Source organism: Johannesbaptistia floridana (assembly GCF_057440575.1).
The window spans coordinates 1-17,979 of the sequence record NZ_JALKVM010000159.1 but is presented as its reverse complement, the minus strand read 5'-3'; the positions used below and the strand labels follow the sequence as shown (position 1 = coordinate 17,979).

The following is a 17,979-nucleotide window of genomic DNA, read 5'->3' as shown; positions in this document are numbered from 1 at the left end:
TGCGCCCCCTATCTTCGGCTTGCGCCCCCTATCTTCGGCTTGCGCCCCCTATCTTTGGCTTGCGCCCATTGTCACTCCGTCAGCTTATTGCCAATACCTGATTGATAAATTAATGGGATATTCTCTACTAGATTGTTGGGTTTCGTTACCTCAACCCAACCTACAAAATCTTCGACTTGCGCCCATTGTCACTCCTTCAGCTTATTGCCAATACCTAATGGATAAATCAATAGGATATTCTGTACTAGACTTATATGATATTTTCTGTTGAGATTGTTCTGCTGATTTAGGTTGTAATTCAAAATTCCATTCTAATTTACCCATCTCTCCCAATTTAATGTTGGGTTCAGTATTATGTAAACGCACCTTGATCCTTTCATCACGGGCAACAGGTAACTGTTCAATTACTTGTATTTTAGTTTGATATTGTTTCAAATTACTTACTTCAATACGATAAGCATAATTAACTCGGCGATAATTACCAATTACCTCTTCTTCTCTTTCTACCAAACTTCTAGTTACTTTTATTCCTTCGTCAATACCTAAATTAACTTTAAATGATTGGTTGGGGGCTGTGTGTTCTAAGTCTGTTGTTCCAATAAAAGTGTTATTACGAAAAATATTAGCTTTACCTGGGAGTATTGTCACCCCATCACTAGGATTAACTGCTTTAGCTTCTAAATAAGCCACACTATCGATACGAGGAACAGAAATATGTTGTGGTTGACAGGAATAGTCAGTATTGTATAAATTAACAGTATGTTCTTGATTATCACTAGGAATATTAACACTAGATTCTAGAGAAAAAGTCACAATTCCTCCAATTTGGGAAGTATCTGCTGTGACTTGTTCCGCTTCAATGATTTCTGGTGGTGCAGAAGCTGCATCGAGAGAAGATAGTAATTCAATATCTATATCTTCGTAACTTTCATCCGCCGTATCTTCCACCGCAGCATGAGCCATAACTACCCGATCTACGCTCTTAGGATATCTAGATATTGATTGAATTCCTTGCACATAAAATGGTTTTAGTTTTGATGGCAGTTTTCCGGGTGCAGGTTTAGCAGTTGATAAAGTTAGGTTTACATCTGTCCAATCTTCTCCGGTTTTTTGTTGTACTTTAGCTAGATAAGCTATACTAAGGCGATCGCCTATTTCATTACTGCGTAAATCATAGAGTGGTAGCCAACCTGCATCATTAACTAAGTAAGAAACTTCTAAGTTAAATCTTCCTTGGTTTTCTGCTTCAATTCTAATAATAATACTATAGTTACTATTAATTTTTTCATATTCGCGGTTGTTTAAATTTCCCAGACGTTTTCTTAAGACTATTATTTCTTTATCAATGTTATTTCTTTCTGCTTTATATTCATTTATTCCATTCCCATAATCTAGATTTTTACTGCCAATAAATTCTAGTAAACCACCTATTTCTTCTAAACTAAATTCTCTTGGCGGATGAGCACTAGAAAATCTTTCTAAATACTGCTTTCCTAAATTTTGGATAAGATCATGTTGTAAATTTAAACCTCCTAATTGGTTATCTATTTCTTGTTTTTGTTTGTTTAATGCTTCGATTTGTTGGTTTAACTCTTCAATTTTTTCTTCTACAGAAGTAGCTGAAAAAATTTTTTCTGTTTGTAAGCCTAAAATTTTGACTGCTACATTACCAGAACCTCTTGTACGCACTGAATCAGTTTGAATACTTAAAGGTAATCCTGTAAGTATTAATTGTTTTTCATGTCCTGTAAGTTCAATTTCTGTTTGACGTGTAATTAAAGCCTGATTGTTACTATAAACAGTAACATACGTAATTTTACTATCAATTGTTTTTTGGTGGTTGTCACTGGCAGTTGAGGAAGTCATAGTTGAGGAGTCTTGTCAAGTGTATTATTGTATAGATAAATTTTCTCACACTAGATGAAAGCAATCAACTAACCCTTAATAAAATTTTATAATATGTTTGGACTAAAGTCCAACTACGAACCTCGTTTTTAACTTAAGAAGAGTTTAATTGATAATAATGGGAGCGCGAATATAATCAAAAAGGTATTTTTCTCATTAATTATCAAAACATTATTACCATTGAACCAGGAAAGCGAAGCGGAAAACCCTGTATTCGGAGAATGCGTATCACTGTATAGGATATTTTAGAGTATTTAGTCTTGTCAAGAATTAGTCGCCGATAAATTGGCGACATTTTTAATCAACTATTCAGCTTCTGTTTTAAAAGTTTCTGATAAACCCACAATACCTGTAAAAAAGATCAAGACAAAAGCTTTGAGAGGATTTAAATTGTTTTTGAAACTATAAATCGCTCCAATTAATCCCTCGATAGCATGACCAATTACAGCAATACTTGCTAACCATAGTAGCCACTTATACTGCTGTAAATCGGTTTCAGCACTTATTACCAAAAGGGCGATCGCCATACTCATCAAGATGGTTGATACTATTTTAATTATTTGTGCTACTTTACCAGATGTATTAAGGTCGGTTGATGTCATATAACTCTATTTTTACTCAAAAAACTTACTTAATTGTAATAGTTTTGGTCTCTCAGTTATAAATAAGGTTCGTAGTTGGACTTTAGTCCAAAAGAGATAGAAAAGTTTATGGGGCTAAAGCCCTACTACAAACTTATTTCTCATGATAATTGAGTTTTATAACTAGGATTTGATCTTATTTCAATCAGCTTTTAACTACTTCACCAAAATCTGCCAAAATTCGGGAGTGATTGCGTAATAAACCCAGAAGATTGAGACGATTAGCTCTCACTTGGGTATCTTCTGCCATAATTAAGACACTATCTTCACCGTCGAAGAAATTACTAACAACGGGGGCAATTTTCGTCAGAGAATCAACTAAGATTTGATAGTTACTGTCTCTCTTAGCAGTGGCACTAGTAGGTACCAATTCTAGCAAAGCTTGATAAAAATTAGCTTCACATTTAGCTTCAAATAAATCAGGATTTATGATATTTTCGGGATCTAGTATTTGAGTGTCTAAATCTCCTTTGACGGCTAAACGAGTTGAACGATTGATGGTTTCATAAATATTTTCTAGTACACCATTGCTGCGAATTTCCTGGAGGAAGAGGGCGCGATCGCGCACATCTAATAAGTCTTTTAATGCTTTATCTAAGTATTCTGGGTCTGTTTCGGGTAAAACCGCGTTTACTAAATCGTAGTCTATCTTTAGTTCATCTTGCAGAAGTGTTCTGATTCTTTGGCTAAAAAACTCCTCTATATGAGGAAGAGGTGATTCTTTGTCAGGATGACTAGTAAGAAAATCCTCGGCTGTTTCGGTGAGTAATTCTGCTAAATTAATAGGTAGTTCACTTGTCCAAATTATTAAAATTATCGAGTTGGCAGCGCGACGTAGTGCAAAAGGATCTGAAGATCCTGTAGGAATCATCTCTAAACCGAAGATATTTACTAAGGTATCTAGGCGGTCTGCAATTCCCACAATTTGTCCTGTAATAGATTCAGGCATCACATCATCTGCTCCCCTGGGGAGGTAATGGTCAAAGATACCCTGTGCCACTGCCTCTGATTCTCCACTCACACGGGCATATTTAGAACCCATTACCCCTTGGAGTTCGGGAAATTCATAGACCATTTGGGTAACTAAATCTGCTTTACATAGTAGTGAGGTGCTTTCTACTTCACTCCGTTGTTCATTGTCTAATTGTAGTTGATCGCAAATCTGCTGACTAATCTCCATGATGCGGTCTACTTTGTCTCGCATTGAACCTAATTCTTCTTGGAAGGTAACATTTTCTAGTTGGGGTAAATAACTCTCTAAATGTTCATCACAATCAGCTTTGTAGAAAAATTCTGCATCTGCTAATCTAGCTCTAATTACTCTTTCATTTCCTGCTTTGATAATTTCGGCTTTTTTCGGGTCACCGTTACTAATGGTGATGAAGTTGGGTAAGAGTTCACCATCTGAGGCTTTCAGGGGAAAATAACGCTGATGGGTTACCATCACTGTAGTTATTACTTCCATAGGTAAATCTAGAAATTTAGCCTCAAAGCTACCTACTATCACATTCGGCCATTCTACCAAGTTAATCACTTCTGCTAGTAAGTCTGGGGGAATAATGGCTGTTGCTTCTATTTCTTTGGTGGCTGCGGCTATTTGTTGTTCAATCTTGGCTTTTCTCTCTGAGGGGTTTACCTCTACATACGCTTCCCTCAGAGAGTTAACATAGCTGCTGGCGGTTTCAATTGTTACTGTTTCAGGATGTAGTATACGATGTCCTTGGCTAGTGCGATCGCTTACTAGTTTACCCGAGCCATTTTCTATTTCTATCGGTAATAATTCTCCGTCTATTAGTGCTATTAAACTACGAATTGGACGGGGAAAGCGTAAATCTCCATCTGACCAGCGCATAAAGCGTCTTCCCTGGAGTTTAGTAATCCATTGAGGAATTAAATCTTGTAAAATTGTTGCGGTTGTTTTGGGCACAATTTGCTTCTTGACAAACACAAAGGCGCCTTTGTCTGTTTCTCTAATTTCTAAACTCTCTATACTAACTTCTTGCTTTCTCGCAAAACCTTCTAGGGCTTTTGTCGGTTTTCCTTCTTTGAAGGCTACTGCTGCGGGTGGTCCTTTTATTTCTTCTTCTCTCTCTGGCTGTTGACTATCTAACCCTGTGATTACTACTGCTAAACGTCTCGGTGTGCCATACAATTCTACACTTTCTGGTGTTAACAATTCTGCTTCGAGGCTACTGGGTATTAATTCTTGCCATTGTTTTAATGCTTCTTCTACAAAGCTTGCTGGTAGTTCTTCTGTACCAATTTCTAGTAAGAATGTGAGCATAATGATTTATTTAAGATTAGGTTTAATCCTTTATCATAGCTTAAGCTGTATTTTTTATCTTGGTGCTTTGATAGCAAAGAAATAGTTGCTTAATCTCAGATCTTTCACCAGAACTTATGTACTAAATTAACCTCAGAAAAAGTTCATTTCTCTTTAGCCTAAGATCTGGCTCAGTCAACCAATTTTTAAGCGTTGAGCATAAATTCTTTAACTCATTACTTAAAGACGTAAAGACTTCAAAACTCAACCACCACCAGTAACTTTAGGTAAAGATGCAAGATCTGAGTTAATCAACCATGAGTATTGCTATAGCAATTCTCATACTGGTGAGGTACAGAGGTTATCCTTTTGAGGCTCCGAGAGGCTCCGAGAGTTAGGTACAACCTCATGAGTCCGAAAAATGCTATATAAAAAAAATAGTTGATATTACCTATGACTTTTGGCCTAAATAATGTCATAATATATTCTATAGATCATATCTTGCATCTTTACCCAAACTAAAAAAGTGGTGTTGAAATTTTCCATTTTTTCATAGTGGAGGAAAATAGGGCCTGTTTCAGGCGCATTGGGTAACGAGCTAAACACGGAATTTTGTAGCGAATATCTCACCCCAAGTGAGAATACTCGAAAATCCGTATACTCAAACTTTTTTAAGTATTTATCAGCCTCTGAACTTTAAATATAGGGCACTGATAATAGTTAATTTTCTTGGGCAAAAACTGTTTTATAGCTTTACAAACTAAGGTGTTTGATATTTCAAAGTCATGACCCCTTTGGGGGCCTACTTTTGCCTGAATTCTTAGGGCGTAGCGCTATAACTACTGAAGAAATTAACTTTGTACTCAATTAAGGTAGTACATAAGTTCTGGTGCAAGATTTGATGAATGTATATCTGGAAAATTATATAGTCATTTGAGAGTTAATGCTGATTTATGTTTGATTCCCAACAGGTTTTAGATCCCAACAATCAAGTTACAATTATCGAGACAATTCAACTTAATAGTAATCTATCCTTACTTTCATTTTTGGATAACACTCACCTAGATATCTACCGTTTTTTTCTCAAAGATACGACTCAAGAAGCAATATGGGTGGCTTGGATATTTAAAATGCTCGCTTTTAGGCTCATTTGGTGGGCTTTCATGTTACTAATCAATCCTGTAAGTGTTGTTCTTGATTTTTCGCCTATGGTAAATCTTATCAGTTGTTTTTTTAATGTTTACTTGACCGCAGTTGTGGCTTTTGGAATTAGTTTTTTAATCATCATTAGCTATCATATAGCTCAGAATCTTTTTTTGATTTTTATGATGATTTTTTTTACTACTAGTTTGATAAGTTTGGGTTTGAGTATCGGGCGTTGGAATTATCAACCGAGGGTGTAATAGGAGCATCCGGTTATAAAATATGATAGTTTTTTGATCATATCTTAATCAAGCTGATTAAGGTAAAATAATATAGGTTGACAGCAAAAGCGTAAAGGAATATGGCAGAGGCGGCAAAAAAATCTCCTAAATCACCACGTGATGACCATCGTCAAGTAGATGTAGATAAGCTGACACCAATGTATCAGCATTATGTAAAAGTGAAAGAGCAATATCCTAATGCCTTACTACTGTATCGGGTAGGAGATTTTTTTGAATGCTTTTTTGAAGATGCTGTGACGATAGCCAGAGAATTAGAATTAGTGCTGACTAGTAAAGAAGGGGGAAAAGAAATTGGGCGTATTGCTATGACAGGAGTGCCCCATCATGCCCTAGACCGCTATTCCCGTCAACTCGTAGAAAAAGGATATGCGATCGCCATCTGCGACCAAGTAGAAGATTCTGCCGTGGCTGCTGCCGAAAAAAGAGTTGTAGCTAGAGAAGTAACAAAAGTAATAACACCCGGAACTCTCACAGATGAAGAAATGTTACCAGCGCGGCGGAATAACTTTGTGGCGGCGGTGGTAGTAGCAGGGGCAACTCATTGGGGATTAGCCTACGCCGATATCTCTACAGGAGAATTTTGGACAACCCAATCAAGTAACCTAGGGGATTTATCTCTAGAATTGTTACGTCTACAACCATCAGAGGTACTCTTTCCCACCAATAGTCCAGATTTACATAGTTTACTGCGTCCCGGAGAAAAATCAGAAGAACTGCCAGAATATCTCCCCGACAGTTTATGCTACTGTTTACGCCCTCAAACCCCTTTTAACTTAGTAGAAGCAAAACCATTTTTACTAACTTATTTTCAACTGCGCTCCCTAGAAGGAGTAGGTTGTGAAAACTTACCCCTCGCCGTAAGGGCAGCAGGAGGGTTATTACAATATATTCAAGAAACCCAAAAAGCCTATCAAGTACCATTACAACCCCTGCGCACTTATAGTTTAGGGGATTTCTTAATTTTAGACCATCAAAGTCGTCGTAACTTAGAAATTATTCAAACAGTTAGAGATGGAACCTTTCATGGGTCCTTAATTTGGGCTTTAGACCGCACCTCTACCGCTATGGGTGGAAGAGCGTTAAGACGTTGGTTACTACAACCTCTACTAAATATCAAAGGAATTATCGCCCGTCAAGATACTATTGCTGAATTGATAGAAAACCTGAATTTACGCCAGGATATACAGGATATACTAAAAAGCATATATGATTTAGAGCGCTTAAGTGGTAGAATCGGTTCAGGGACCGCAAATGCTAAAGATTTACTAGGATTAGCTGCTTCTTTAGTGAAGTTAGTTGAACTGAGTATGTTAGTAAGTAAGGGAAAATCAGCTTATCTTAAGGCTTTACAAAAAGTACCTCCAGAGTTAGAACAGTTAGGAAAGCATATCGCTATTCATCTGGTAGAATCTCCCCCCCAAAGTATTAAAGAAGGAGGAATTATCAAAGATGGAGTTAACCCCAATTTAGATAAGCTACGCCAAACTTTGAAAGAAGACCAGCAGTGGTTGGCTAATCTAGAAATGACTGAACGACAGAAAACCAAGATAAGTAATTTGAAGGTAGGGTATAATAAAACCTTCGGTTATTATCTTAGTTTACCTCGTGCTAAAGCAGATCTAGTACCCGCTAATTACCAGAGAAAACAAACTTTAACTACTGAAGAACGCTATATAACTGCTGAGTTGAAAGAAAAAGAAACTAGAATACTTACAGCTAGAGATGATTTGAATCAGTTAGAGTACGAGATATTTAATGCCCTAAGACTAGAAGTAGCAGAAAAAGTTCAAGAAATTCGTAACTTAGCTAAAGCTGTAGCCGCCTTAGATGTGTTAACTGGTTTAGCAGAAGTGGCCGTAGAACAAGGTTACACTCGCCCGGAAATTTCTACAACTAGAGAGATTAATATTATAGATGGTAGACATCCAGTGGTAGAACAATCTCTCGGGGCAGGGTTTTTTGTGCCTAACTCCACTAGAATGGGTCAAAGTACTACTGAATATCCCGATTTAATTATCTTAACTGGACCAAATGCTAGTGGTAAAAGTTGCTATCTGCGTCAAGTAGGTTTAATTCAACTAATGTCCCAAGTAGGTAGTTATGTGAGTGCCACTAAAGCTAAGTTAGGAATATGCGATCGCATTTTTACTCGGGTTGGTGCCGTGGATGATTTGGCTACTGGACAATCAACTTTTATGGTAGAAATGAATGAAACAGCTAATATTCTCAATCACGCTACTCCTAAATCTTTAGTACTATTAGATGAAATAGGAAGAGGTACAGCGACCTTTGATGGTCTCTCCATCGCCTGGGCGGTTGCTGAATATTTAGCAGCAGAAATCCAAGGCAGAACTATCTTTGCTACCCACTACCACGAACTAAATGAATTAGCCTCTATTTTGGAGAATGTGGCTAATTACCAAGTAACCGTGAAGGAAATGCCCGACGAAATCATCTTTCTTCATCAAGTGCGCCCAGGAGGTGCAGACCGCTCCTACGGCATAGAGGCGGGGCGTTTAGCGGGCTTACCCCCTCAGGTAATCCAAAGGGCAAAACAGGTAATGAGTCAAATTGAAAAACATAGTAAAATAGCCCTAGGATTGCGTAAGGGTATTAAGAAAACTCAACCTAAATCCAGTAATCAAGGGGATTTTCTAGAGCAACTCGATATTTTTGAAAGTTAGTACATAAGCTCTGGTGGAAGATATGAGTTTGAGGCTTTGAGTAAGCATAATCAATGAGGGCGCAAGCATGAGCTGAGGGCGCAAGCATGAGCTGAGGGCGCAAGCCTTGCGCCCCTACTACTTGGCACTTTTTTTCAAAAGAAAACCAGCTTATACTAAATCCGATTATGAAATGGTATTTATAAAGCAGATACTTAGATCTTGCACTCCTAAAAAAGTACTAAAATTCGCCAACAGGTTAGGATCAATTCTTTAACTCATTACTCATTACTCATTACTCATTACTCATTACTCAACTATAGTAGGGTGCGTTAACGAAGTGTAACGCACCACAACATCATCAAATCACATTGTTTAACTATCAAATTACAATATGTCATCTAGATTTTTACGAATAAATTGAGTAGTAGGATGATTGATTCCTAAAGTTCGTTCAGCTATCTCTAAAGCTTCGGCGTAGAGAGGTTCGGCTTCGCTGTATCTCCCTTGGCTTTTGTAGAGTTGGGCTAAATTGTTCAAGCTTTGTGCCACATCGGGATGGTCCCCATTAAACATTCGCCTATACATCTGTTTAGCTTCGATGTAGAGAGGTTCAGCTTCGCTGTATCTCCCTTGGCTATCGTAGAGTCCGGCTAAATTGTTCAAGCTTTGTGCCACGTATGGATGGTCCCCTTCAAACATTCGCCTATACATCTCTAAAGCTTGGGTGTAGAGAGGTTCAGCTTCCGTGTATCTCCCTTGGCTATTGTAGAGTAGGGCTAAATTGTTCAAGCTTAGTGCCACATCGGGATGGTCCCCTTTAAACATTTGCCTATACATCTGTTTAGCTTCGGTGTAGAGAGGTTCAGCTTCCGTGTATCTCCCTTGGCTATTGTAGAGTAGGGCTAAATTGTTCAAGCTTAGTGCCACGTCTGGATGGTCCCCCTCAAACATTCGCTGTCTCATCTCTAAAGCTTGGGTGTGGAGAGGTTCGGCTTCCGTGTATCTCCCTTGGCTTTTGTAAAGTTGGGCTAAATTGTTCAAGCTTTGTGCCACATCGGGATGGTCCCCATTAAACATTCGCCTATACATCTGTTTAGCTTCGATGTAGAGAGGTTCAGCTTCGCTGTATCTCCCTTGGCTATCGTAGAGTCCGGCTAAATTGTTCAAGCTTTGTGCCACGTATGGATGGTCTCCATTAAACATTCGCCTTCTCATCTCTTTAGCTTCGCTGTAGAGAGGTTCGGCTTCGCTGTATCTCCCTTGGCTATAGTAGAGATAAGCTAAATTGTTCAAGCTTAGTGCCACGTATGGATGGTCTCCATTAAACATTCGCCTTCTCATCTCTTTAGCTTCGCTGTAGAGAGGTTCGGCTTCGCTGTATCTCCCTTGGCTATAGTAGAGATAAGCTAAATTGTTCAAGCTTAGTGCCACGTATGGATGGTCTCCATTAAACATTCGCCTTCTCATCTCTTTAGCTTCGCTGTAGAGAGGTTCGGCTTCGCTGTATCTCCCTTGGCTATAGTAGAGATAAGCTAAATTGTTCAAGCTTAGTGCCACGTATGGATGGTCTCCATTAAACATTCGCCTTCTCATCTCTTTAGCTTCGCTGTAGAGAGGTTCGGCTTCGCTGTATCTCCCTTGGCTTCTGTAGAGTTCGGCTAAATTGTTCAAGCTTAGTGCCACATCGGGATGGTCCCCCTCAAACATTCGCCTTCTCATCTCTAAAGCTTCGGTGTGGAGAGGTTCGGCTTCCGTGTATCTCCCTTGGCTATAGTAGAGTGCGGCTAAATTGTTCAAGCTTAGTGCCACGGATGGATGGTCTCCAGAGAATAAGCCTCGACAAACTTTTAAACATTCTTCACGCCAAGGTTCTGCTAAGGTATATAAACCCTGTCCTTCATAGTATCTACCCACACCCATAAAGGGCCAAATTATATCTTCATGGGATAACCAGTTTCTTAATGACTCTTTGGTTGATTCAGCTATGTGAGGAATAGACAATCTTACCTGTTCTATATCTGATTTTATGGGAGTATCAGGAATCTTCTGTGCCTCTTTTACCATTCCTTGACAAAATTGAGACTTTAACTCTTGTGATTCTGGTATTTGTTCCAATTTGTATCTCAAGTATTGATGTACTAGTTGATGCAATTGATAAGTTTCTCTTTCCCCTTCTGTTTCTCTAATTAAATTCAATGTCAGAAGTTGTTCATCTCTAATTTTTTCTAAATTTAAATTAGATTTGTGGTCTAATAACCCATCAATCCAGTTTTTTAGTTTGATGAATAGAGAAGATATATTGAATATGTTTTTTCTGGGAGAATTCCAAGACTCTTCTACTAAATTCCACTCAATTGGTGCTAATGCAAACAAACTCAAAAAACAAGCTAACTTTTTACCTCCTTCATCTAATTCATCCCAACTTAAATCTAAAGCTTCTATGATTCCTTTGGGAGAATCTGCTTCTACCTCTCTCCTTTGTAGGGGTTTGCTTTCTTGAAGGCTTTTTTCTTTTAAATTAGATAGAACTGTAGTTAATGACCAACTCGAACGTCTTTTGAGAAATCGCCCTACCAATTCTATCCCTAATGGTAAGTATCCTAGCCATTCACATAGTTCTTTTGCTGTTTCTTTTTCTTTTTCGAGTTTATCTACACCAATAAATGATGCTAATAATTCCAAAGCGGCCTCTTTTTCTAATATTTCTAGACGTAATTGGCTAAAAGATTGGGCTAATCCTTCTCTTCTGGTAGTGATTAATACTTTGAATCTCGTTTCTTGGGGTGGTAGATACTCTTCAATTTCTGCATATTTACTTACATCATCTAAGATAATTAAAACATCACCAGGAGGTCGCCATTCTTGCCAACAGTAATCTAATCGCTGTTGTAAATCCCACTCCTGTGGTGGATTTAATCTTAGTTGAGATTGGGCAAAATCTAGGAGTTGTTCCCCTACATTCTTATTTGGTACTTGTACCCAACATATTCCCCCTGGGTAAACTGACTGCTGTTTTTGAGTTAATACATACTGTATGGCTAGTTCGGTTTTGCCAACTCCGGCCATTCCGGTTATAGTTGCCGTAATGGCTATACGTTCTTTTTGTTGTAATTGTTGATGAAGTTCTTCTAGTTTTGTTTCACGACCGATAAAGTTTCTCGCTGCACGTCTTACCCTACCTAGGTTATGAGGTATTGTTGATTGGACTTCTTTTTCTTGACTAATTTCTGGTAAAGCTTCTTCAATCTTTTTTAAGGTACAACCAAAGGGTGATTCTGCCCATTCTAGTAAAGCTGTAGCTTGTTGTGTCTGTGGCGTATTTTCTCCTGGTAAATAGTTTTTAGGAACTTTTAACCTAAATACTAATTTGTTAAATTCACTTAGAGTAATATTTTCTAAAATATCAAGTAGCTCATTTCTATCCATATATACAAATTAGTTGGGAAAAATTCAATAGCAACAATATTTGATTAACTTAAAATACTATATATTTTATTTTAAGATAAAATTTTGATTATTACATAAGTTATGGTGCGTTACACTTCGTTAACGCACCCTACTTTTCACTTTAACTCATTACTCATTACTCATTACTCATTACTTAACCACCACAAGTAACTTTGGGTAAAGATGCAAGATCTGAGGTAGGGGCGCTCATACTTGCGTCCTTATATACTACACAAGTTACTTTTCACGAGAGCGATCGCCATCTTTAAATCATATCTTTCTCTGTTTGTCTTTCGTGCGATCGCCGATAAGCTCATCATCATATTTTCATCAATTTTCTGTTGTTATAATATACTATGCTTATACTTACCACGCGACTCAACTTGACGTAGGCGCAAACTTTGGTAGGGGCGCTCATACTTGCGCCCTTATATAGTACATAAGTTACTTTTCACGAGAGCGATCGCCATCTTTAAATCATATCTTTCTCTGTTTGTCTTTCGTGCGATCGCCGCTTTGATAATCATCATCTTTTCATCAATTTTCTCGCTTTATTTTGTAGCATATATGTCTTATTGCTTTATTCAACTTGACGTGGGCGCTTACTTGGATAAGGGCGCAAGCCTTGCGCCCCTACATATTTTTCTTTCGTGCGATCGCCATCTTTAAATCATATCTTTCTCTGTTTGTCTTTCGTGCGATCGCCGATAAGCTCATCATTATATTTTCATCAATTTTCTGTTTTTGCACCATACTATATTTATGCTTATCACACTATTCAACTTGATGTGGGCGCAAGCTTTGGTAGGGGCGCAAGGCTTGCGCCCTTATATAGTACATAAGTTACTTTTTACAAAAGCGATCGCCTACATAACTAATATATTTTGTTTATTTTAATACAAAATCTTGATTACCGCATAAGTTGTGGTGCGTTACACGCACGTTAACGCACCCTACTTAATTATGAGCGATCGCCTACATAACTAATATATTTTATTTATTTTAAAAGAAGATTCACCACAACTTGAAGTTCTGGAAAAGATAGGGGAGAAATATGGCCTTGAGTTACTTCCTGCTGTGATATATACTCATTTCCTTGAAGTTGGCGAAACACTTTCAAGCTATTAGCATTTATATCAATAACCCAGTATTCCCTAATTCCTCCATTCCCATAGATTCTCTTTTTTTCATCTAAATCTCTCCCTATAGTTGTATCCGCTACTTCAATCAACCAAAAAATATCCTCCGGTTGAGGGTGTTTGTTGTCATAGTTTGACTCTGGCGGTTTGGCGATCGCGATATCTGGTTGAGGTTCAGAATCTATTAATGTAATGGGATGAGATTCAGAAATGACAGCTAATTCACCTAGTAAAGACCGCAAGTATCCGGCAATTTTACGAACACGAGAGGCATGAATTGGTCCTTCTGGACTCATCTCAACAATATCTCCTACCAATAATTCTACCTGATGATTTGCCAGAATTCCCGCAGCAATCATGCGGTGATATTCTTCAACTGACCATTTGACTAAATTTCTCATGTTAACAATAGTATGGATAAATTAGTCATTATTTTTTTCATTATATAGGGCTATCAGCTCAGATCTTGCATCTTTACCCAAAGTTACTGGTGGGGGTTGAGTCTTGAAGTTTTGAAGTAAGGAGTAATGAGTAAAAGAATTGATCCTAATCCCTTAAAAATTGATTCTCGCCTGTTGGCCTATTTAGTACTTTTTTAGGAGTGCAAGATATGAGATCAGCGTAAACTTAGATCTGATACATTCTAAAACCTAAATTTTTAAAATAGTCCTCCTTTATGTTTGTTACAATTACTAGGAACATCATTACCGCTAACTTGGAAATCAAAGCAAGATAAAAACAAATAATTATAACGACCAATCAAATAGCCTATGGTCCCAATAATAACTACAATAATAACTAACTTGAATAACAAATTTTTAGGTAATTCTACTACAGTTTCTTGAGTGAGAGACAACATAATATATATAGTATAGGGAAGGCAAAAACCATAAGTAATGATTGATATGATAAGTCTTAAAATTGGTAAAATTGGATGTTTTATAGAATTATCTAGAGTAATAACTAAAAAACCAAGAGTTGGGATACTCATAAAGATTATTCCCCACTTACCCACTGGTGAACTGTTTTTAGGTAATAACAAACAGGCTATAATAGTAGCTGAAGCTGCAACCCAAGTTGCAAATATTTTGTCATAGAAAACAACTCCATAAACACCTAAATTAAAACTTAAATCCCAAACAGTAATAGATGTGGCAACAGCAGTGATAATAAAGTTTCTGATTTTAGAATTTATTTTTTTTATATTTCTTACCATGATATTTAGAGAATAAATAAAAGAATATGATAGTAAAAGTGACTACAAGGCAGTCGCTTTGTCTGTATGCAACTGCTCTCCTCCCAATTGTAAAAAGCACTTATGCAAAAGTAATTTATTAGGGGTTTTCATTATTTTTTAACCTCTTAACCTGAATGAGTATTACTATATCAACAAAATTCAAGCAAGGCCAAACAGTGCCGCCAATTCCAACATTAAAAAAAATACACCTCCTAAAGAAATAAAAATATAGGAAAATAAACTAAGTAGATTTAGAGTAACTTGCCTATTGATAAATATTTTAGATAAAACTTCAATATTTACTAACAGGGTAGCAATTGGTAAAAAATACAATAAATATGTTGCGCATAAAACCCCTATTAATAATATAGGAGATAAAAAGATACAAATATTCACAAATATTGTATCTTTTAAAAGAATACATATTGAAAAAGTTACCAATATTAAGAGAATTAGACCAAGATGAAAAATATTGGCTAAAAATATATAAGCCGATGTTTTAGTGCCTGTTGCGACTATAAAAATTCTTTTACGGAGAACAATTAAAGCTACACAAGAAATTATTAGATAAAGTAAAGACCAATATCCCAGGTCAAAATATTGTGTCAACCAGTGTTTTATTTTTAGTAGTAGGAAAAGCATAAGTTTTAAGAAAATATTTACAGAGCTATTTTCGACTATATTATGTAGATATGGTGCTAAGCACAATATTGTTATAGTTCATAACTATAGCATTTCTTAAGCAGTCTGAGGTACAGTTAAATGATGGTCTGATAAATTCCACATTGGTAATTTTCAATTGATAATGATTGCTTTCTCTTCATAGTTTGGTGCGTTACGGGCTTCGCACGCTTCACACCCTACAACTACTTTTATAGTGTTGGATTTCGTGACAAGGGCCCAACCTACAGGCTACCTTCTTACTCATTACTTCAAAACTCATTACTCGTTACTCATTATGTTGGGTTATCTCCCTGCCCAACCTACAGGCTGAATCTTTGAAGTTAGTTTTTGCAATAAAACTTAATAATCCAACATGACATTTAATCCAGGTAAAATATCTTCACCTGATAAGATAATGGCCATATTTACAATTTCAACCTCTTGATTTTGACGATAAATTTCTACTTGTTTTTGTTGGGGATTATTTTATAACTATCTCAAAACTTTTTCTATTTTACGTTTAATTTCGTCTACCTACTTAATCAATTACGATAATCTCATTACTTCTTGATTATCTATAAGTACTTGTTGAGTTAATAAATCAGTGACAGTTATAACTAATACCCGTCTTTGGTTAACAGCAAAAGTCACCGCCAGGCGATCGCGTCCTATCTTACCAGGAGGCTCTAAATGAGCTACACACACCTGTTGGCGATTAACAGCTAGAGAACTAAACCGGATTTCATGGGTAAAACTACTACTAGTCATTCTCCCCAGGGAATCATAACTCACTTCCCCCGTTTGAGATACCTCCGCTAATTCCCCAATATCTAATTCAATCTCTGTTTGTTCTTCTACTGCCACTTGCAAAATCAAAGTTTTGCCTTGACAAGGATAACTAGTTCCCGACTCAAACAACTTATAATAGTGATAATCTTGAGAAAATGGTTCCCAAAGGCGAATCCCATAGGAGTGAGATAAGTAATCTTGTATACTTTGTAACTTAGCAGCCCCTAGGGCACCATGAGACACCGCTACAAAGGGATGTTCTAACCTAACTTTCTTGCGTCCAAAAAAAGAAATAACTAATTGTTGAACAGCAGGAATCAGAGAACTCCCTCCAGTAAGTAACACCTGTTCAATTTCCCCTTTAGTAATCCCTTTGCGCAATCCTATAGAAACGATATCATCTATAGCCTCACGCAACTCATCCAACAAATGATGAGACTCTAAAATCTCCTCTAATTTGTCCCGTTGTAAACTTAACTCATGAGATTGCCAACTCTCCCTAGCCTCCTCCCTTGTAGATAACTTGATTTTCATATTTTCAGCGATTTCTAACAAATGTTGCCAGGTTATCTCATCTACATCTTCCCGATAAGTACCGATAGAATGTAAATAATCTTGGACAATCCAACAGTCAATATCTTTTCCCCCTACATAGGCATCAGCCTTAGCGATTACTTCTCCCTTTAACTCTTCTGCATCGTTACTAAAAACAGTACGAACTAAACTTAAATTAAGTGTGCCGCCACCAAAATCTATTACTAATACCAAAGAACCTGGTTTTTTTTGAGCGTATCCTAAAGCTGCCGCTGTGGATTCATCAACTAACTGTAACTGAGGAATATTTAGTTTTCCCCCTAATTGCCAAAACCAGTCTCGATAACGTTCAAAAGCACCCACAGGTACAGTAAATACCACCTTAGTAGGATGAATTTCTAGCTCTTGTAACTCCTGCCACAGGACACTTATAAATAATTCACCAACCTTTTCTGGTGTATAAAAAACACCATCAATATCTCGTTTTGGAGGTTGATAATCGGCGGCTAAATCACGCTTAAACCCTTGGAAAAAACGTTGAGGTTGACTCAATCCTAATTTTTGGGATTGAACTAACTGTCCGATTTGAGGTTGATGATTCTCATCGATAAATAAGACGGATGGTATAACAGCTACTTCCTCGGTTTTTCCATTAATATTGAAAAAACGAAACAGACGAGATAGTTTTTTTAGGTTTACTGTTATTGGGGTTTCTTCCCCCTCTAGAAGGTAACTTATAATCGTATTAGTGGTGCCAAAATCTACAGCAACAATAGTCATAGCCAGTTTATTAGAATTAAAAGCGTTAAGTAAAAAATCTTATTCTTGATTTTAAGGTATAGGTTTGTAGTAGGGCTTTAGCCCGATAACCCTCAAGAGTGACATTCATAACCCGCATGATTTAAAGCAAGAAGCCTCAAAGAATTTAGAATTTAGAATGAAGAATAAAGAACTTGTAGCATTGTGTAGTTTGGGCCCTTGGTAACGAAACCCAACTTAACTCAGACCAAAGCATCTTTACCCAAAGTTACTGGTGGGGGTTGAGTAATGAGTTTTGAAGTTTTGAAGTAAGAAGGTAGCCTGTAGGTTGGGCAGGGAGTTAGATGAGTTTTGAAGTAATAAGTAATAAGTAATGAGTAAGAAGGTAGTAGCCTGTAGTTGTAGGGTGTGTTAGCGTGAGCGTAACGCACCAAACATGAGTAATGAGTAACGAGTAATGAGTAATGAGTAAGAAGGTAGCCTGTACGTAG

The 17,979-nt window shown here is 37.2% G+C and carries 10 protein-coding genes and 2 pseudogenes; 3 read left to right on the top strand and 9 right to left on the bottom strand.

Annotated features, from left to right (window positions below; translation table 11 throughout):
- Positions 1-201: 201 nt before the first annotated feature.
- A complete protein-coding gene (locus MW688_RS10930; protein WP_486736009.1) occupies positions 202-1,866 on the bottom strand; it encodes a mucoidy inhibitor MuiA family protein in 1,665 nt (554 codons plus the stop codon).
- Positions 1,867-2,060: 194 nt separating this feature from the next.
- Here MW688_RS10930 and MW688_RS10925 point away from each other — a divergent pair.
- Positions 2,061-2,141, top strand: a pseudogene (locus MW688_RS10925) (DUF433 domain-containing protein); the annotation flags it as partial.
- 69 nt (positions 2,142-2,210) lie between these two features.
- Here the strand turns inward: MW688_RS10925 and MW688_RS10920 are convergent.
- Entirely contained in the window at positions 2,211-2,507 is a 297-nt protein-coding gene (locus tag MW688_RS10920) for a hypothetical protein (protein ID WP_486736008.1), read from the bottom strand.
- 184 nt (positions 2,508-2,691) lie between these two features.
- Complete coding sequence (glyS, locus tag MW688_RS10915) at positions 2,692-4,830, bottom strand: glycine--tRNA ligase subunit beta (protein WP_486736007.1); 2,139 nt, start codon at positions 4,828-4,830, stop codon at positions 2,692-2,694.
- Between the two features lie 932 nt (positions 4,831-5,762).
- Between glyS and MW688_RS10910 the strand changes: the two genes are divergently transcribed.
- Both MW688_RS10910 and mutS read left to right on the top strand, forming a co-directional pair.
- The gene (locus MW688_RS10910) at positions 5,763-6,212 is read left to right on the top strand and encodes a hypothetical protein (protein WP_486736006.1); all 450 of its coding nucleotides are present in this window, start codon (positions 5,763-5,765) and stop codon (positions 6,210-6,212) included.
- 101 nt (positions 6,213-6,313) lie between these two features.
- Complete coding sequence (gene mutS / locus MW688_RS10905; protein WP_486736005.1) at positions 6,314-8,938, top strand: DNA mismatch repair protein MutS; 2,625 nt, start codon at positions 6,314-6,316, stop codon at positions 8,936-8,938.
- A 366-nt stretch (positions 8,939-9,304) separates the two neighbouring features.
- Here the strand turns inward: mutS and MW688_RS10900 are convergent, their stop codons facing one another.
- The 6 genes and pseudogenes from MW688_RS10900 to MW688_RS10875 form a co-directional block, all read right to left on the bottom strand.
- Positions 9,305-12,346, bottom strand: a complete 3,042-nt coding sequence (locus tag MW688_RS10900; RefSeq protein ID WP_486736004.1) for a tetratricopeptide repeat protein — start codon at positions 12,344-12,346, stop codon at positions 9,305-9,307.
- A gap of 1,018 nt (positions 12,347-13,364) precedes the next feature.
- Entirely contained in the window at positions 13,365-13,907 is a 543-nt protein-coding gene (locus tag MW688_RS10895; RefSeq protein ID WP_486736003.1) for a Uma2 family endonuclease, read from the bottom strand.
- Between the two features lie 257 nt (positions 13,908-14,164).
- Positions 14,165-14,722, bottom strand: a complete 558-nt coding sequence (locus MW688_RS10890; protein ID WP_486736002.1) for a hypothetical protein — start codon at positions 14,720-14,722, stop codon at positions 14,165-14,167.
- Between the two features lie 180 nt (positions 14,723-14,902).
- Positions 14,903-15,352 carry a hypothetical protein gene (locus MW688_RS10885; protein ID WP_486736001.1) on the bottom strand — a complete coding sequence of 150 codons (450 nt, stop codon included), beginning with the start codon at positions 15,350-15,352 and terminating at the stop codon, positions 14,903-14,905.
- A gap of 414 nt (positions 15,353-15,766) precedes the next feature.
- Positions 15,767-15,889: pseudogene (locus MW688_RS10880) on the bottom strand (Uma2 family endonuclease); the annotation flags it as partial.
- Positions 15,890-15,952: 63 nt separating this feature from the next.
- A complete protein-coding gene (locus MW688_RS10875) occupies positions 15,953-17,509 on the bottom strand; it encodes an Hsp70 family protein (RefSeq protein ID WP_486736000.1) in 1,557 nt (518 codons plus the stop codon).
- Positions 17,510-17,979 lie beyond the last annotated feature (470 nt).

Coding starts and splice junctions, on each gene's coding strand:
- glyS (WP_486736007.1), bottom strand. CDS start 4,830: ATGCTCACATTCTTACTAGAAATTGGTACAGAAGAACTACCAGCAAGC.
- mutS (WP_486736005.1), top strand. CDS start 6,314: ATGGCAGAGGCGGCAAAAAAATCTCCTAAATCACCACGTGATGACCAT.
- MW688_RS10910 (WP_486736006.1), top strand. CDS start 5,763: ATGTTTGATTCCCAACAGGTTTTAGATCCCAACAATCAAGTTACAATT.
- MW688_RS10895 (WP_486736003.1), bottom strand. CDS start 13,907: ATGAGAAATTTAGTCAAATGGTCAGTTGAAGAATATCACCGCATGATT.
- MW688_RS10875 (WP_486736000.1), bottom strand. CDS start 17,509: ATGACTATTGTTGCTGTAGATTTTGGCACCACTAATACGATTATAAGT.
- MW688_RS10920 (WP_486736008.1), bottom strand. CDS start 2,507: ATGACATCAACCGACCTTAATACATCTGGTAAAGTAGCACAAATAATT.
- MW688_RS10890 (WP_486736002.1), bottom strand. CDS start 14,722: ATGGTAAGAAATATAAAAAAAATAAATTCTAAAATCAGAAACTTTATT.
- MW688_RS10900 (WP_486736004.1), bottom strand. CDS start 12,346: ATGGATAGAAATGAGCTACTTGATATTTTAGAAAATATTACTCTAAGT.
- MW688_RS10930 (WP_486736009.1), bottom strand. CDS start 1,866: ATGACTTCCTCAACTGCCAGTGACAACCACCAAAAAACAATTGATAGT.